Here is a 15,282-nt window from a genome sequence, read left to right as displayed (position 1 = left end):
CTGAACAGGCGTTTAGGATACTGAACATGCGTTCAGTATCGCCTGAGGATGCCACCACCCGCTCCCGCATCCGGGATGCCTCGGTACTGCTGTTCGGGCGCGTGGGATTCGAGAAGGCGAGCATCCGCGCCATCGCCGAGTCGGCCGGCGTGAGCCCCGCCCTGGTGCTGCACCACTTCGGCTCCAAGGAGCGACTGAGGGACGAATGCGACCGATACATCGTCGACGAGGTGATGGGACGCAACGACGAACTGGGCCACGGTGACCTCGCCGCAACGATGCAGCGCTGGTTGGCCGACATCGACACCTTCCGCCCGTCGCTCGATTACCTCTCGCGCATGATCACCGACGGGTCGGAACACGGTGACCGGCTCTTCGACCAGCTCGTCAGCCGAACGGAGAGCATGCTCGCCGCCGGAGCAGCCGACGGCAGCATGCACGAGAGCAGCGACCCGCGCATGACCGCCGTCATCGTCGCGACGCACGGCCTTCTTCCGCTCATCTTCGAGCGGCACATCGGCCGGGTGCTCGGCGAGAGCGGAGGACTCACCGAGTCGGCGATCCGCCGCATGACGCTGCCGACCCTCGAGCTATACACCCGCGGCCTCTACACCTCGGATGCCGTGCTCGAGGCAGCCCGAACGGCGCTCGCCCGCACGATGGGTGCGCCATCGCCGGAAGGAGAAGGCAGATGACCTCCGTCATCGACACAACCGCTCTCACCAAGCGCTTCGGCAGCGTCACAGCTCTGCATCCGCTCGATCTCTCCGTTCCCGCCGGGAGCATTTTCGGCGTCATCGGCCCGAACGGTGCAGGCAAGACCACGCTCATGCGACTTCTCCTCGACGTCCTGCGTCCCACCTCGGGGAGCGCCACGGTGCTCGGCGCATCGCCCCGGGCGGGCGGTCCGGCACTCCGGCGGCAGATCGGCTTCCTGCCCGGTGAATTGCGGCTCGAGGGGCGCGTGACCGGTCGCGCCCTCCTGCGGCACTTCGCGGACATCAGCGGGCCCGTTGCGCCAGGAACGATCGATGCCCTGGCCGACCGACTGAACCTCGACCTCTCCCGCACCGTGCGCACGCTCTCGAAAGGCAACAAGCAGAAGCTCGGCCTCGTGCAGGCGTTCATGCACGAACCGCGGCTGCTGGTGCTCGACGAGCCGACGAGTGGGCTCGACCCGCTCGTACAGCAGGAGTTCCTCACCATGGTGCGCGAGGCGCGGTCGAATGGGCAGACGGTGTTCCTCAGTTCGCACGTGCTCAGCGAGATCCAGCAGGTGGCCGACTCCGTCGCCATCCTCCGCTCCGGACGCCTCGTGTCGGTGAGCGACGTTGAGTCGCTCCGCGTCTCGGCCGTGCGGCGGGTGCGCGTGGGCATCACCGGGTCCACCCCCACGCTGGTGCGCGACACCCTATCCTCGCTCCCCCATCTCACCGATCTCGACGTGAGCGACGATGCTCCCTCCGACGGCGTGCCCGTGCGGGTGGCCGCGACGATCGAGGGCGACATCGACCCCTTCATCAAGCTGATCGCCCGGTTCTCCGTCGCCGACCTCGCGGTCGAGGAGCCGGATCTCGAAGAGTCCGTGCTGCGCCTGTACTCCACACCGGAGGTGTCCGATGGCGTCTAAGCCCCTCCCCCTGTTCCGGCGGGCGATCGCCGACTCGTGGCGGTCGATGATCGGCTGGAGCCTCGGAGTGATGGCAGCCCTGCTGCTCTACCTGCCCCTGTTCCCGTCCATCGGGGGAAGTCCCGACATGCTCGAGCTGCTCGACAGCCTGCCGCCGGAACTCGTCAACGCGATCGGGTACGACCAGATCGCCACGGGTGCGGGGTACACCCAATCCACGTTCTACGGCCTCATCGGGTTTCTCCTGCTCACGATCGCCGGAACCTCCTGGGGAACGGCCGCGATCGCCGGCGATGAGGAGACCGGATCCCTCGAGCTGACGCTGGCCCACGGCGTGAGCCGCACACAACTCGTGCTCGAGCGCACCGCAGCCGTGGTGGTGCGCCTGGCCTGGCTCGGCCTCCTGAGCGCGCTCGTGGTGCTCGCGCTGAACGACAGTGCGGAATTGGGGATCGAACCGGCGCACGCGTTCGCGGCGGCCGCCGCCCTGGTCGGGCTCACGCTGCTCTCCGCAACTGTGGCTGTCGTCGTCGGCGCCCTCACCGGTCGGCGACTGTTCGCCACGGCCGCGGGCGCCGGAGTGGCGGTGCTGGGGTACGCCCTGAACGCCATCGCCAACCAGAGCGAAGATCTCGACCCGCTGCACGCCTGGTCCCCCTACCACTGGGCGTACGGCGCCCGTCCACTGGCCGATGGCGTCGACTGGGGTGGCCTGGGGTTGCTCTACGGGATCTCGGCCGCCCTCGTTCTCCTCGCCGTGGTCGCGCTCAACCGGCGCGACGTCACCGGATGATGGACGACGGGTAGGGGATCGAGGCGAACGGAGACACTGTGCCACTGAGGGTCGGTATCGCGGGGTCGGGCGCGCTCGCCCGCATCCGCGCCGAGGCGATCACGGCGGCGACCGACGCCCGGATCGTGGCCGTCGCTTCGCGTCGGGCCGAGCGCGCAGGCTCGCTGGCATCGCTCTTTCCCGGCGCCGAAGCGATGGATACCGACCGCCTCTTCGATGCCGGGCTCGACGCGGTGATCGTCGCGCTGCCTCACCGCGTGCAGGACACCGTCGCTCTCCGCGCTCTCGATGCGGGCATCGACGTGCTCGTCGGTGGTCCGCTGGCGTCCGATACCCGCTCGGGGAAGGCGCTGCTCCGCCGAAGCGCCGAGACGGGGCTGATCGTCGAGGCCGGCTACGAGGCTCGCTACAAGAAGGTCTGGCGTGACGCTCGACAGCTGCTCGAGGATAAGGCGATCGGCGAACTGGTGAGCGTCCGTTCCGTTGCCGGTTTCGATCAGCTCGTCGGCAGCTGGTACTACGACGAGCAGCAGAGCGGCGGCATGCTGGTCACCCACCTGTCCTACGCCTTCCTCAATCCGTTGCGGTGGTTGCTCGGCGAAGCGCGCATGATCGGCGCGGCGGGAAACGTGAAACGCGTCACCGGACCGGGCAGCGTCGACCCGGAGACGTGCGTCGCGGTGGCGGAATTCCCCGGCGGCGTTGTGGCCTCCATGACCGCGTCCTACGTCTCCCCCGAAGGTCTCGATGACTGGGGCGTAACGATCGTGGGCACAGCCGGCGCCCTGGTGATCTCCCCCGGCGACCTCGACGGCGGACAGCTGCAGCTCCTGCGCTCGGGGCACCAGCCTCAGGTGAGAACGAGCCCGGGCGATGGCTTCACCCGCCAGGCGGCGGCCTTCGCCCGCGCGGTGCAGGCACGCCGCGCCGGTGAATCCCATCCCGGGGAACTGCTCAATCCGCCCGCCGACGCCCTGCGCGACCTCGTGCTCTGCGACGACATCCGGGCGCTCCTCGATCGGCATGAACGCGGACGAGCCTCCCGCCCCTGAACCATCGCCGGTCCCGCGCGCCATCCCCACGGGGACGGCTCCCGCGTCAGCTCCGACATCCGCCGACGAGCGACTGTGCGGTCACGCGACGGAGTGGTCAGGCGACGGAGTGGTCACGCGACGGAGTCATCCGTCGGCACGTCCGTTGCGCCACCACCGTCGGCGAGAAGGAGGTCGGCGCGCAGTTCCTGCAGCCGCGTCGTCGCGAGCAGAGTGGCTCGCGCCGCGTACGCGAGCCGGATCAGCGCGAGGATCAGCACGATGACGAGCACCACAAGCGCGACGAGCACCGCAATGTAGACGGCCGAGAAGAAGCTGAAACCCACCATCCCGGTACCCTAGCCGCACCGACGACGGGTCAGGCGTCCAGAGCGCGGCTCGACGTGGCGAGCATCGAATGGCGCCGACCGTAGAGGAAGTAGATGGCGAAGCCGATCGCGAGCCACACGAGGAAGCGCACCCAGGTGAGGGTGGTCAGGTTGAGCATCAGCCACACGCACAGTGCAGCGGAGAGCAGGGGCAGCCAGGGCGAGAACGGCACCCGGAAAGCGGCGTGGATGTCGGGGCGGTTCCGCCTCAGCACCACGATCCCCACGCTCACCAGCACGAACGCCGAGAGTGTGCCGATGTTGATCATCTCCTCGAGCACGCCCACGTCGGTGAGTCCGGCGATCAGCGCGACGATGACTCCGGCGAGGATCTGGATGCGCGCCGGGGTCTTGTGCCGCTCGCTCGTGCGGCTCAGCACGCGGGGCAGCAGTCCGTCCCGGCTCATGGCGAACACCACGCGGGCGAGGCCGAGGAGCAGCACCATGATCACGGTCGTGAGGCCGAGCAGGATGCCGAGGGAGATGACCTGCGCCGCCCAACTCGCGCCGACCTCCACGAACGCCGTGGCGAGCGACGGGTCCTCGGCGTCGGCGAGGAAGGTGTACGGCACCATGCCGGTGAGCACCAGCGTCACGAGCACGTAGAGCACCGTGACGACCGCGAGGCCCGCGAAAATGCCGCGCGGAATGGTGCGCTGCGGGTTCTTCACCTCCTCCGCCGACGTGGCGACGACGTCGAACCCGATGAAGGCGAAGAAGACCAGCGACGCGCCGGCCAGCAAGCCGAAGACCCCGTACTGCGCGGGCGCCGCACCGGTGGCCCAGGCGAACAACGACTGTCCCCACACATCGGCGGCGCCGCCCTCCGTCGGTTGTGACGGGGGCACGAACGGCGTGTAATTCTCGACGCGGATGAAGAAAGCCCCGACCACGATGACGAACAGCACCACGGCCACTTTCAGCACGGTGAAGATGCTGCCCACCCGGGAGGACAGCTTCGTTCCCAGCACCAGCAGCGTGGTGAAGATGGCGACGATGAGGAATGCCCCCCAACTCACCTGCAGGCCCAGCACGGAGATGGTGTCGGGTACGCCGAGTCCGGCGATCTCGAACACGTCGCTGAGGTAGATGCCCCAGTATTTGGCGATCACCGCGGCGCCGGTCAGCATCTCGAGGATGAGGTCCCAGCCGATGATCCAGGCGAGAAGCTCGCCCATGGTGGCGTAGGTGAAGGTGTACGCGCTGCCGGCCACGGGAACCGCGGACGCGAACTCGGCGTAGCACATGATGGCGAGGCCGCAGGTGACGGCCGCCAGCAGGAACGACAGGATCACCGACGGTCCGGCGAAGTCGCCGGCGGCCCTCGCGCCCACGGAGAAGATCCCGGCGCCGACGGCGACGGCGATGCCCATGAGCATCAAGTCCCAGGTGCCGATCGAGCGCTTCAGCGAGCGCCCCTCCTCGGTGGAGTCGGCGATCGACGCCTCGATGCTTTTCGTGCGGAACAGGCTCATCTGCGCATCCGTTTCGTTCGGAGACGATGCGTCTCGCGACGCCGAGTGTAGTCCCGGGAAGGCTCATCGCCGCGGGTGCGGAGCGCATCGACGTCCGTTTCTCTGCACTCCTCTATGCGCCCCGGATCGGAGGGCGGCGCACTACCCCGTCAGGCGGACCGGCTGAGGTTCCTGCCCACGATCGCCGAGACGAGCGCGTCCACCGGTTCCTTCGCCGCGAGGGGGTTGGACAGCAGCGTGAAGTCCACGCCGCCGAGCGCCGGAAGTCCGAAGCGGTTGGTCACCTTCACCAGGTCGTCCGGGATGAGCGAGTGCGGGAACACGGCCACTCCGATGCCCGCGCGCACCGCGGCGAGCACCCCGTTCACCTCGCGCACGTTGCACGTGATGCGCCAGGTGCGGCCCGCCGACTCGAGCGCGTCGATCGCCATCTGCCGGCTGATGCTCGGACCCTGGTAGGCGATCAACGGAACGGGCGCGCCCGTCTCGATCACCGTCTTCTCCTGGCCGACCCACACCATGTCGTCGTGACGCACGAGGATTCCCTCCGGGTTCGGTTCGGGGGTCTGCTTGATGAAGATGAGGTCGAGCTGCCCCGACTTCAGCTGGCGATGCAGCCGGGTGCTTTGGTTCACCGTGAGTTCGAGGTTGATGCGGGGGTAGAGCTGTCGGAAGTGACGGAGGATGCGTGGGAGCTGCGTGAGGGCCAGATCGTCGGCGGCACCGAAGCGCAGGCGCCCGCGCATCGCCGATCCCGTGAAGTAGCTCTCGGCCGACGCGTGCGCGGCGAGGATCGTGCGGGCGAATCCCGCCATCGCATCGCCGTTGTCGGTGAGATTCACCTCCCTCGTGTCGCGGGAGACGAGGATGCGACCCGCAGCCTCTTCGAGGCGGCGGACATGCTGACTCACCGTCGGCTGACTGATGCCGAGACGGGCAGCGGCGGAGGTGAAATTGTGCGTCTCGGCCACCGCCAGGAACGTTCGCAGCAGAACCGGATCGAACATCGCTCCCCCACTCATTCGGAAACGTAATGACAGATATAGGCGTCATTCACTGATCGAATAAACCCTACGCGCTTACGGTTGGAAGAGATCAGACCTATACGTAACTCATTTGACGCTTTTTCAGGACCTCTCTCTCGTGACTCGCACGCTGCCGAACGACCTCCCGCCCACCGCTTCCATTCCCGTGCAGACCGAGCGTCCGCCGTGGCGCGACACTCTCGCCGCCCTGCGGGTGCCGAACTTCCGTCTCTTCACGTCCACCAACCTCCTGGCGATGACCGCCTCCTGGATGCAGCGGATCGCGCAGGACTGGCTCGTGTTCGAGCTGTCGCACAGCGTGGCCGCGGTGGGCTTCACCGTGGCGATGCAGTTCGCACCGATGCTGCTGTTCGGACTCCTCGGCGGCGTGATCGTGGACCGTCGCTCCAAGCGGATGCTGATGATCGCCACGCAGAGCATGTTCGCGGTGCTGAGTGTTGTGCTCGCCGTGCTGACGTTGACCGGTGTGGTGGAGGTGTGGCACATCTACGTGCTCGCCTTCGCGATCGGGCTCGTCACGGTGATCGACAATCCCGCGCGCCAGGTGTTCGTGAACGAGCTCGTCGGACCGCAGCACCTTCGCAACGCGATCAGCATCAACTCGTCGATCTTCCAACTCGGCGGGATGATCGGGCCCGCCGTGAGCGCCGTCCTGTTGCTGAGTGTCGGCGCCGGTTGGTCGTTCGCCATCAACGCGCTCGCCTGCGCCATCGTGGTGGCCACGCTGTTCCGCATTCGCACGTCGGCTCTGATCGCAACTCCGCCCTCTCCCGCCTCGAAGGGTCAGCTGCGGGAGGGCATCAGCTACGCGCTCGGTAAGCCCGCCATCCGCTGGACGCTCGTACTGATCGCGTTCTTCTCCGTGTTCGCGCTCACCATGCCCGTGCTCCTCGCCGCCTACGCGAGCGAGGTGTTCGATGTCGGCGCGGGCGGGTACGGATTCTTCAACACGATGATCGCGGTCGGTTCACTGGCCGGCGCCCTCGCCTCCACCCGCCGCGCCGGCATCCGGCTGCGCACGGTGGTGAGCGCGGCGGGTGCCGCCGGGCTATTCACGGCCGCGGCGGGCTTCGCACCGAATATCGCGGTGTTCTCGGCCCTGTTGATCGCCGTCGGTTTCGCCACGCTCTCGTTCCTCACCGCGGCGAACTCCCTCGTGCAGATGTCCTCCAACATGGGCATCCGGGGGCGCGTCATGTCGCTCTACGTATTGCTGCTGCTGGGCGGGCAGGCCCTCGGCGGGCCGCTCGTGGGCTTCATCGTCGAACGCTTCGGCGTGCACACCGGGATGGTGCTCGCCGGTGGCGTGCCCGTGCTCGCCGCCGTTGTGGTGGGCCTGGTGCTCGCCCGCCGCGGTCACCTGCGGCTCGCGTTGCGGATCCGTCGGTCGCTGCCGCAGGTGCGAATCGTCACCACGGACGGTCGCACGGCCTAGCGCGGGCGCATCCGCTCACGCACCAGCGCACGGGCAGGCGCAGGCGCCTAGTGGTGCGCCTTCCAGCAGGCGAGCACATTCGTCGCGATCCGGTAGGCGAGCGCGGAGGGCGAGAGCGACGCTGGCGACGTGTTCCTGGCGTCGACCTGCAGCATCGCGTCGTCCTTCGCGAAGACGACGACGCCGTCGTCCGTGCGGAACGCCGGCAGGCCGAGGTTCTCCAGCCCGGTGATCTCCTCCGCGGAATCGAAGCTGCCGAGCAGCTCGGCGGTGTGCGCTTCGGCCGCAGCGGCGTCATCCATTTCCATGACCGAGAGCACGAGGTCCCCCTCTGCGAGCGGATACGTGCAGGTGTACACGCCGTTGGTGAAGGTGTCGGTGGGCTCGGGCGTCTCGTCGATGCCGAGGGCCGCAGCGATCGACTCGCGGATCTCGGGGCTGCAGATCATCCGAGCCGCCTCCGACGGGGCGTCGGCCGTCGTGTGGTGGCCGGACGCGGCGTCGGCCGCGGCCGGGGCGCCCGGGGTCGCGCTGGACGCGGGCGCGGCGCACCCGGTGAGCAGCAGCGCCCCACTGAGCACCAGCGCGGCCAGGGGCGGGATGGGGGGAGTGCGTCGTCGGATCATGAGCGGGTCCTCGCTAGGCGTTGTGGATGCGGTTGCGTCAGGCGGACGTGGTCGACGTGAGCGACGCGAACACCACGATGTTGTCCACGTAGTGCCCGATCGAGCGGTCGAAGTCGCCACCGCAGGTGATGAGTCGGAGTTGTGCATCGTCGGTGTTGCCGTAGACGGCCACGGTGGGGAACTCGTCCTTGGCGTACTGCTCGAGTCGGTCGACGGTGAACACGGCGATCGTGCCGTCCTCACGGGTCACCGACACCTCGTCCCCGGGTCGCAGGTCACCGAGCCGGTAGAACACCGACGGTCCGGCGGCCGAGTCGACGTGACCGAGCATGACGGAGGGTCCAACCTCGCCCGGCGTCGGAGAGCCGCGATACCACCCGGCCGGGGAATACTCGCCGAGCGGGGGAACTTCCACCGTGCCATCAGCATTCTTGCCGAGGTGCATCAGTTCGGAGTCGACGCCGATGGCGGGAACGCTGAGCCGCAGCGGGGTGGCCGGGGCGAGCACCGTATCGGCGGGCTGCTCGGGTGCGGCGGGTGTCGTCGTCGGCGCCGGGATCACGGGCTCCGGTGTCTCGGCTTCGGCCACCGGTGCCGGATTTTCCGGCGTCTCGGCGGGGGTGGGAGCTTCGGCGGCCACCGTCGGCGAAGACGTCGGGATGGCGGGCGGTCCATCGGTACCGGCTGCGCCCAGAACGATTGCCGTGCCACCGGCGGCGAGCAGAACCGCCGCCGCGGCAGCCAGCAGGCTACCGCGGCGGTTGTTCTTCATCATGTGCTTTCCTGCCTCAGTTCGAGTCAGCGGCCGGCGAGCACGCGGCGGCGGGCGAGAACAGTGGCGCCGGCTGCGAGAACGAGTCCCCCACCGAGCGCGTACATGCCCGCGTCCGTGTTCGTGGCGCTTCCGCCGCCACCGGTCTGGGCACCGCCGACCGGCATGTCCATCTGCGAGACCTCGACCTCACCGCAGAGTGCGGGCGAGGTAGCGGCCAGCGGAAGGGACGGCACGAGGTCGCTCGGCGCATCCTGCGCTGCCTGCGAGAGGGTGGCCGGGTCGAGACCGTGAACCACGACGACTGCGGTTCCCGCGTCGAGCGCTGCGGCGGTCTCGGGGTTGAGCGTGAAGGTGCGCTCATACGTGTAGTCGGAACCCATGCCGGCCAGGGTCAGATCGGTTCCGGCCGCCGGGCTCGTGTCACCGCTCGTGGAGAGCGTGGTGCCGATGCCGCCGTACGACGGGCCACCCTCGGTGGTGCTGATGACCCCGTCACCGTTGGTGTCGGCGTCCGGGGTGGGGCAGACGCCCATGGCGTCGATGTGGATGTGCTGCACGTGCGGGTACGGTGCGTCGTTGAAGGTGGCGGCCAGACCGCTCACCTGCTGCTTCACGGTGATCTGGTCACCCGACACGGTGAACATAGCGGTTCCGCTCGCGTTGCTGCCGTTGATGGCATCGAGCGTCGCCTGGTAGGACTTGTCATCCGTTGCCGCAAGCGCGGGCGACGCGGTGAGTACCGCGGCTCCCAGGGCCAGAGCGGGGATGATCAGGAATGGCGTCTTCTTCATGGAATCGGTCCTCACTGGTGTGCGTCACGAACCCGACATTGGGAACGCACTGATCCGTTCGGAACACCGTCCCCGGCGGTTTGGTCGTGTTCGCGCCTGGCACAGGAGCGCGCTTCGAATTGCTCTCTTGTGCGCGGATCGCGGGTGCGCTCTTGTGCGCCGATCGCGGGTGCGCTAACGTACAACCAAATGGTTGTAGGTGAGCGATTCGACAGCGAACTGTCCGCCGCGGACGTGGACCGCGTCTTCCAGGCGCTGGCCGACGCGACGCGGCGCGACATCGTCGACCGAGTGCTCCAGCGCGAGGCCTCGGTCACCGAACTGGCGGAGCGCTACACCATGAGCTTCGCGGCAGTCCAGAAGCACGTGGCGGTGCTGGAGCGCGCGTCGCTCGTCACCAAGGTGCGGAGCGGAAGGGAGCAGCTGGTGCATGGGAACCCCGACATGCTGCGCCTGGTCACTCGGCTCCTCGACCGCTACGAAGATCTGTGGCGGCGGCGCACGGCCGCCATCGAGGACATCCTCGCCGAGGATCCCCCCTCCGCACCGCCCGCACCCACGCTCGCGCAATCCGTAGAAGACACACCACCCCCTCAGAAGTAAGGAGAAGGATCATGCCCCTCATCGAATCGAAGAGAGATGTCGACACCTTGTCGATGACGTTCGTGGCGGAGTTCGACGCCGACGTCGAACGCGTCTGGCAGCTCTGGGAAGACCCCCGCCAGCTCGAGCGCTGGTGGGGCCCGCCCACCTATCCCGCAACGTTCGACTCCCACGACTTCGTGGTGGGTGGTCGGTCGGCGTATCACATGACCGGCCCGGACGGGGAGCTGTTCCGAGGCTGGTGGACGGTCGACGCGATCGACGCGCCGCACCGCATCGAGTTCACCGATGGCTTCGCCGACGAGAACGGCGAACCCGCCGACTTCGCGGAACCCTCGCACGGCGTGGTGACTCTGGAGGAGGTTGCGGGCAAGACCCGCATGACGGTGGTGAGCACCTTCGCGAACGCGGAGTCCCTCGAACAGATGCTGCAGATGGGCATGGAGGAGGGCATGCGGGAGGCGATCGGCCAGATCGACGCCATCCTCGCGTCCCAGCCGGTGATTTGACGCCGCTCGCCCGCCGCGGCTGCTCGACGCGCCGCGGCGGGTGCCGTGCCATGGACCGACCTCGGTCAGCGGCCGGCTCGATCAGCGTCCGGCTCCGTTAGCGTCCGGCTCGGTCAGCGTCCGGGCGGTCCGATCAGCAGCAGCACCGTCATCACGGCCGCGAGGCCAAGCACCGAGCCGAGCACGAGGAGCACCGGGTGGTTGAGCGCCCACCGGAGGAGGCGGTCCGTCCCTGCGAAATCGCGCGGATCGTCCGTCGCCTCGCGGCGCCAGGCCCCGTGGAGCAGACCGCGGCGTTCCAACCACCGGTCGAACGGGATCGTGGCGAACGGCACGACCGCGGTGCCGACGGCGAGCGCGGTGAGCCGTGCTCCCCAGCGCTGGTGCAGTCCGACGAGCACGGCGGTGAACACGTAGGCGAGGAAGACCAGGCCGTGCAGGAACCCGCCGACGCGCACCGCGATGTCACCGGGCTCGCCGCCGACCAGCACGTACTTGATGAGCATTCCGCCGAGGAGAAGCGCCCAGGTGATCGCCTCGGCAACGGCCACCGTGCGGTACAGCCCCCGAGGCGACGCCCACGGCCGCCCGGTCCGCTCACTCGCACCCGTTCCGTCGATTCCGCCCGTCCAGGCTGTTCCGGCGATCGAGTCTGAGGCGGGGCGGCGGGACATGCCTCCATTATCCGGCAGGCGCGTGCCCCGTTTCCTCGTCCGGCCCGGCGTCTCGCCGGGACGCGTCTCGCCGGGAGCCGGATGCGAGCCGCTCGAGAGCGCGGAAGATGCCCGAGTGGTCGAGGCCGCCGTCGCCCGCGGCGATGAGATCGGTGAACAGTCCGTGCACCGTGCGGGAGAGCGGAAGTTCGACCTGACCCTCTTCGGCGGCGGCGAGCGCGAAGTTCAGGTCCTTCAACTGATTCGCCGCCGACCCGCCGGCCCGGAAGCTCTCGGTGACCCAGTTCTCACCCTTCTGGCGGAGCACCTCGGAGCCCGCCAGTCCGCCTGAGAGGAGTTCGAGCAGCACCGCGCGGTCGAGACCGGACTCGCGCGCGAGCAGCATCGCCTCGGAGACGGCGGTCATGGTCGCCGCCACGATGAGCTGGTTGCACGCCTTGGCGAGCTGCCCCGACCCCACGGGGCCGAGGTGCCGCACGACCTTGCCGAGGATCTCGAACACGGGCAGCAGCTCGGCGAAGTCAGCCGGGTCGGCCCCCACCATGACGCTGAGGCGAGCCTCCGCCGCACCGATCACTCCCCCGCTGAGGGGCGCATCGACGACGCGCACACCCGAGGGCGCCAACCGGGCGGCGAGGTCGCGCATCGCCGGAGGAGACACGGTGCCCATCACCACGAGGATCGGGCTCGACACCGCTCGGCGCTCCCACCCCGCGAGAAGGCCGTCCGACCCGTCGATCACCGCGTCCACCGAGGCGGAGTCGGTGAGCACCGTCAGCACGACCGGTCCGGCGGCGTCGGCCGGAGTCGCCGCGACGGTGGCACCGAGTGCCGCGAACGGGGCGGCTCGACCGGCGGTGCGATTCCACACCGTGAGGTCGACGCCACCCCGCGCGAGCACCTCGGCCATCGGCGAACCCATGCCGCCGAGGCCGAGGAGCGAGACCGGTCGGCTCACACCAGCGCCGGGCCCGCCACCAGCGCTTCGGTCTCGCGCCGCAGCTCGAGCGCCTTGCCGAGGCTCTCATCGATCTGCACGTCTTCCCAGCGCACCGACTCACCGCGGGCCACGGCGTTGTTCAACGTGACATGGTGCGCCATCGCGACGGGAAGGTATCCGTTCTGCACGCTGGTCTGCGCCGAGACGAGCTTGCCCCACACCGTGAAGCCCCCTTCGCCGTCGAGCACGTCTCCGGCGGCGAGGTCCTTCTTCGCGGTGGCCACCACGTCAGCATAGAAGCCCGCGGGTGCGCCGGTCGGGACGCCGCGGAGTGCCGCGTTGGCGATCGAGATGTTGAGCTCGAGTCCCACGTAGTGATACGGGCGGTACAGCGCGGCGTACTGCTTGGTGGGATCGGGGTGCCACGGGTACTCGTCGAAGCAGCCTGCCACGTAGTCGTTGGTCGCCTTCACCACCACGAACACTCCCTCCTGGGTGTTGTGAGGGATCCATTCGCCGTCGCGGGTCACGCTCGACATCACGTCGACCGTGCCTTCGTGATCCAGCACCCCGCCGACGGCGGAGGGACGGCACACCGTTGCGATCTCCTCCAGATTGCCCGGAGTGAAGGTGAGACCTCCATCGCTGGGCAGCAGCGCAGCGGCGTTGGCGACGGCCGCCATCTCGATCGACGCCTTGGTGCCGTCGCGGAACGACGTGTGCATGTAAGGGTTGAGCTGACCGGAGTCGGTGAGCTCCTTCGAGAACTCCCAGTTCTCCCACACGTTGTCCGGCGTCATCTCGTGGTAGTGGCTGAGGTACTTGGCGCCCTTGCCCGCGCACACCACGTCGAATCCGCTGGCACGAGCCCAGTCGACGAGCTCCCAGATGAGGGCGGGCTGATCGCCGTAGGCGAGCGAGTAGACCACGCCCGCGGCTTCCGCCCGCTTGGCGAGCGCGGGACCCGCGAGCGCATCGGCCTCGACGGTCACCATGATGATGTGCTTGCCCGTCTCGATCGCGGCGAGCGCGTGGTTGATGCCCACGATCGGGTTGCCGGTGGCCTCCACGATCACGTCGATGTCGGACGAGAACAGCTCCGTGGCGTCGGACACGATCGTGGTGGTGCGGTCGGCGAGCGCGGCCTGGATGTTGTCGGCGTACGCCTCATCGGGCCAGCCCACCAGCGAGAGCGCGCCTTTGGCGCGATCGACGTTGATGTCGGCGATGGCGACGACGTGGACCCCGGGGATGTTTCGCGCCTGTGCGAGGTACATCGTGCCGAAGCGACCAGCGCCGATGAGTCCGACTCGGATCGGGGTTCCGGCGTCTTCGCGCTGGCGTAACAGGGCGTGCAGGTTCATAGGGGGAGCTTTCTGTCGGTGGGCCGGTGTCGGCGGGTGCCGATCCGGAAGTCGATGGTTCGAGTGTAACCGATTCCACTTTGTTACACCACAGTGCCGAGTGAAGTAGGCTGACACCAACGACGACACGGGGACACATGACGAAGCCAGCGACCATCCGCGATGTAGCGGCAGCCGCGGGGGTATCCATCGCCGTCGTCTCCCGGGTGCTCAACGACGGGTCTGGACCGGTTTCGGCCGGGGCGCGGCAGCGTGTGCTGCAGGCGATGCAGGACCTCTCCTACCGACCGCGCGTGGCGGCCCGCGAGCTGAAGTCGGGCCCGACCTCCACCATCGGCCTCCTCCTTGCCGATGTCACCAATCCGTTCTTCGCCCGATTGGCCGACAGCGTGGTGCGGGAGGCCAGGTCGCGCGGGGTGCAGGTCGTGCTGATGACCACCCAGGAGGACCCGCGACTCGAGGAGGAGGCGCTCGCCACCCTCGCCTCCCGCCGCGTGAGCGGTGTGATCGCCACCCCGACCGCCACCAACGCCGGCGCCTGGCAGCACCTCGGCGATTTGCAGACCCGCGTCGTCTTCGTGGATCGGTACCTCGACAGCGTTCCGCTCGCCGACGTGGTGAGCATCGACAACGAACGATCGGCCCGCGAGGCGACCGAGCACCTGCTCGAACTGGGCCACCGTCGCATCGGATTCGTCTCCGGTCCGCTCTCCACCACCACCGGCCGCTCGCGCACCGACGGCCATCTCGCCACCCTCGCCGCCCACGGCATCGAACCGGAGTCCGAACTGCTGCGTAACATCCCCTTCCGCGGCGACCAGGGCGCCGACGCGATGGGCAGCCTGCTCGAGCGCGACGATCCGCCCACCGCGATCATCCTCGCGAACACCGCACAGGCGGTGAGCGGATTACGACGCCTCCGTCAGGCCGGAGTGAAGGTGCCGAGCGAGCTCTCGGTGGTGGTCTTCGACGACAATCCCTGGACCGAATTGTTCGCGCCCGCTCTCACGATCATGCGACAGCCGACCGAGCTGTTGGCCGCGCACTCGGTCGACCTCGCTCTGTCCCAGCAACCGGATGCGACAGCGGGCCGCACCCTGATGGTGGAGGCGGAGTTCGTGGTGCGCTCGAGCACCGCCGCGCCCACCGCCGCACGCGTTCCGTCGAACTGACGTGGAGCCCGTCGCTCGGTCCGAGGGAC

The 15,282-nt window shown here is 68.6% G+C and carries 17 protein-coding genes; 8 read left to right on the top strand and 9 right to left on the bottom strand.

The window, feature by feature from the left end:
- Nucleotides 1–26 precede the first annotated feature (26 nt).
- Genes EY822_RS07880 through EY822_RS07865 form a run of 4 tightly spaced genes read left to right on the top strand, consistent with a single transcriptional unit; the run spans nucleotide 27 to nucleotide 3,475 of the window.
- A complete protein-coding gene (locus EY822_RS07880) occupies nucleotides 27–695 on the top strand; it encodes a TetR family transcriptional regulator (RefSeq protein ID WP_227497128.1) in 669 nt (222 codons plus the stop codon).
- Nucleotides 692–1,630 carry an ABC transporter ATP-binding protein gene (locus EY822_RS07875; RefSeq protein ID WP_150307765.1) on the top strand — a complete coding sequence of 313 codons (939 nt, stop codon included), beginning with the start codon at nucleotides 692–694 and terminating at the stop codon, nucleotides 1,628–1,630. Before EY822_RS07880 ends, EY822_RS07875 begins: the two co-directional genes overlap by 4 nt.
- On the top strand, nucleotides 1,620–2,423 hold the full coding sequence (locus tag EY822_RS07870; RefSeq protein ID WP_150307764.1) for an ABC transporter permease subunit: 804 nt from the start codon (nucleotides 1,620–1,622) through the stop codon (nucleotides 2,421–2,423). The genes EY822_RS07875 and EY822_RS07870 overlap by 11 nt, the downstream gene beginning before the upstream one ends.
- A 38-nt stretch (nucleotides 2,424–2,461) precedes the next feature.
- Nucleotides 2,462–3,475 carry a Gfo/Idh/MocA family protein gene (locus EY822_RS07865; protein ID WP_227497127.1) on the top strand — a complete coding sequence of 338 codons (1,014 nt, stop codon included), beginning with the start codon at nucleotides 2,462–2,464 and terminating at the stop codon, nucleotides 3,473–3,475.
- 113 nt (nucleotides 3,476–3,588) lie between these two features.
- Here EY822_RS07865 and EY822_RS07860 read toward each other — a convergent pair whose 3' ends face one another.
- The 3 genes from EY822_RS07860 to EY822_RS07850 all read right to left on the bottom strand — a co-directional run bounded on the left by EY822_RS07860 (nucleotide 3,589) and on the right by EY822_RS07850 (nucleotide 6,325).
- Nucleotides 3,589–3,804 carry a hypothetical protein gene (locus EY822_RS07860; protein ID WP_150307762.1) on the bottom strand — a complete coding sequence of 72 codons (216 nt, stop codon included), beginning with the start codon at nucleotides 3,802–3,804 and terminating at the stop codon, nucleotides 3,589–3,591.
- Nucleotides 3,805–3,833: 29 nt separating this feature from the next.
- Entirely contained in the window at nucleotides 3,834–5,318 is a 1,485-nt protein-coding gene (locus tag EY822_RS07855; protein ID WP_150307761.1) for an amino acid permease, read from the bottom strand.
- Between the two features lie 149 nt (nucleotides 5,319–5,467).
- A complete protein-coding gene (locus EY822_RS07850; protein WP_150307760.1) occupies nucleotides 5,468–6,325 on the bottom strand; it encodes a LysR substrate-binding domain-containing protein in 858 nt (285 codons plus the stop codon).
- 136 nt (nucleotides 6,326–6,461) lie between these two features.
- Between EY822_RS07850 and EY822_RS07845 the strand changes: the two genes are divergently transcribed.
- Complete coding sequence (locus tag EY822_RS07845; protein ID WP_227497126.1) at nucleotides 6,462–7,799, top strand: MFS transporter; 1,338 nt, start codon at nucleotides 6,462–6,464, stop codon at nucleotides 7,797–7,799.
- A gap of 47 nt (nucleotides 7,800–7,846) precedes the next feature.
- Here the strand turns inward: EY822_RS07845 and EY822_RS07840 are convergent, their stop codons facing one another.
- The 3 genes from EY822_RS07840 to EY822_RS07830 are packed head-to-tail and all read right to left on the bottom strand — an operon-like array spanning nucleotide 7,847 to nucleotide 9,991.
- Entirely contained in the window at nucleotides 7,847–8,425 is a 579-nt protein-coding gene (locus tag EY822_RS07840) for a hypothetical protein (protein WP_150307759.1), read from the bottom strand.
- Nucleotides 8,426–8,462: 37 nt separating this feature from the next.
- Nucleotides 8,463–9,200: a class F sortase gene (locus tag EY822_RS07835; protein ID WP_150307758.1), complete on the bottom strand. Its 738-nt coding sequence runs from the start codon at nucleotides 9,198–9,200 to the stop codon at nucleotides 8,463–8,465.
- Nucleotides 9,201–9,223: 23 nt separating this feature from the next.
- Nucleotides 9,224–9,991 (bottom strand): CHRD domain-containing protein, encoded by a 768-nt coding sequence (locus EY822_RS07830; protein ID WP_150307757.1) that lies wholly within the window; start codon nucleotides 9,989–9,991, stop codon nucleotides 9,224–9,226.
- A 189-nt stretch (nucleotides 9,992–10,180) separates the two neighbouring features.
- Here EY822_RS07830 and EY822_RS07825 point away from each other — a divergent pair, with 189 nt between their 5' ends.
- Both EY822_RS07825 and EY822_RS07820 read left to right on the top strand, forming a co-directional pair.
- Complete coding sequence (locus tag EY822_RS07825; RefSeq protein ID WP_150307756.1) at nucleotides 10,181–10,594, top strand: ArsR/SmtB family transcription factor; 414 nt, start codon at nucleotides 10,181–10,183, stop codon at nucleotides 10,592–10,594.
- Between the two features lie 11 nt (nucleotides 10,595–10,605).
- Nucleotides 10,606–11,103 (top strand): SRPBCC family protein, encoded by a 498-nt coding sequence (locus EY822_RS07820; protein WP_150307755.1) that lies wholly within the window; start codon nucleotides 10,606–10,608, stop codon nucleotides 11,101–11,103.
- A 113-nt stretch (nucleotides 11,104–11,216) separates the two neighbouring features.
- On the opposite strand, the gene EY822_RS07815 is transcribed toward EY822_RS07820, so the two are convergent.
- From EY822_RS07815 to EY822_RS07805, 3 genes are read right to left on the bottom strand one after another with little or no spacing between them, the layout of a single operon-like run.
- On the bottom strand, nucleotides 11,217–11,777 hold the full coding sequence (locus EY822_RS07815) for a DUF3817 domain-containing protein (RefSeq protein ID WP_150307754.1): 561 nt from the start codon (nucleotides 11,775–11,777) through the stop codon (nucleotides 11,217–11,219).
- 7 nt (nucleotides 11,778–11,784) lie between these two features.
- Nucleotides 11,785–12,735: an NAD(P)-dependent oxidoreductase gene (locus EY822_RS07810; protein WP_227497125.1), complete on the bottom strand. Its 951-nt coding sequence runs from the start codon at nucleotides 12,733–12,735 to the stop codon at nucleotides 11,785–11,787.
- Nucleotides 12,732–14,081, bottom strand: coding sequence for an NAD(P)H-dependent oxidoreductase (locus tag EY822_RS07805; RefSeq protein ID WP_150307753.1), 1,350 nt, complete (start codon nucleotides 14,079–14,081; stop codon nucleotides 12,732–12,734). Before EY822_RS07805 ends, EY822_RS07810 begins: the two co-directional genes overlap by 4 nt.
- A gap of 137 nt (nucleotides 14,082–14,218) precedes the next feature.
- Between EY822_RS07805 and EY822_RS07800 the strand changes: the two genes are divergently transcribed.
- Nucleotides 14,219–15,253, top strand: coding sequence for a LacI family DNA-binding transcriptional regulator (locus EY822_RS07800; RefSeq protein WP_150307752.1), 1,035 nt, complete (start codon nucleotides 14,219–14,221; stop codon nucleotides 15,251–15,253).
- The last annotated feature ends 29 nt before the right edge of the window (nucleotides 15,254–15,282 follow it).

The sequence above is a fragment of the Planctomonas psychrotolerans genome (assembly GCF_008642235.1).
Taxonomy (GTDB): Bacteria; Actinomycetota; Actinomycetes; order Actinomycetales; family Microbacteriaceae; genus Planctomonas; species Planctomonas psychrotolerans.
Note: the sequence above shows the minus strand (reverse complement) of the source record. Positions and strands in the feature narration are given on the sequence as shown.

Coding starts and splice junctions, on each gene's coding strand:
- EY822_RS07880 (WP_227497128.1), top strand. CDS start 27: ATGCGTTCAGTATCGCCTGAGGATGCCACCACCCGCTCCCGCATCCGG.
- EY822_RS07875 (WP_150307765.1), top strand. CDS start 692: ATGACCTCCGTCATCGACACAACCGCTCTCACCAAGCGCTTCGGCAGC.
- EY822_RS07870 (WP_150307764.1), top strand. CDS start 1,620: ATGGCGTCTAAGCCCCTCCCCCTGTTCCGGCGGGCGATCGCCGACTCG.
- EY822_RS07860 (WP_150307762.1), bottom strand. CDS start 3,804: ATGGTGGGTTTCAGCTTCTTCTCGGCCGTCTACATTGCGGTGCTCGTC.
- EY822_RS07855 (WP_150307761.1), bottom strand. CDS start 5,318: ATGAGCCTGTTCCGCACGAAAAGCATCGAGGCGTCGATCGCCGACTCC.
- EY822_RS07850 (WP_150307760.1), bottom strand. CDS start 6,325: ATGTTCGATCCGGTTCTGCTGCGAACGTTCCTGGCGGTGGCCGAGACG.
- EY822_RS07840 (WP_150307759.1), bottom strand. CDS start 8,425: ATGATCCGACGACGCACTCCCCCCATCCCGCCCCTGGCCGCGCTGGTG.
- EY822_RS07835 (WP_150307758.1), bottom strand. CDS start 9,200: ATGATGAAGAACAACCGCCGCGGTAGCCTGCTGGCTGCCGCGGCGGCG.
- EY822_RS07830 (WP_150307757.1), bottom strand. CDS start 9,991: ATGAAGAAGACGCCATTCCTGATCATCCCCGCTCTGGCCCTGGGAGCC.
- EY822_RS07825 (WP_150307756.1), top strand. CDS start 10,181: ATGGTTGTAGGTGAGCGATTCGACAGCGAACTGTCCGCCGCGGACGTG.
- EY822_RS07820 (WP_150307755.1), top strand. CDS start 10,606: ATGCCCCTCATCGAATCGAAGAGAGATGTCGACACCTTGTCGATGACG.
- EY822_RS07815 (WP_150307754.1), bottom strand. CDS start 11,777: ATGTCCCGCCGCCCCGCCTCAGACTCGATCGCCGGAACAGCCTGGACG.
- EY822_RS07805 (WP_150307753.1), bottom strand. CDS start 14,081: ATGAACCTGCACGCCCTGTTACGCCAGCGCGAAGACGCCGGAACCCCG.
- EY822_RS07800 (WP_150307752.1), top strand. CDS start 14,219: ATGACGAAGCCAGCGACCATCCGCGATGTAGCGGCAGCCGCGGGGGTA.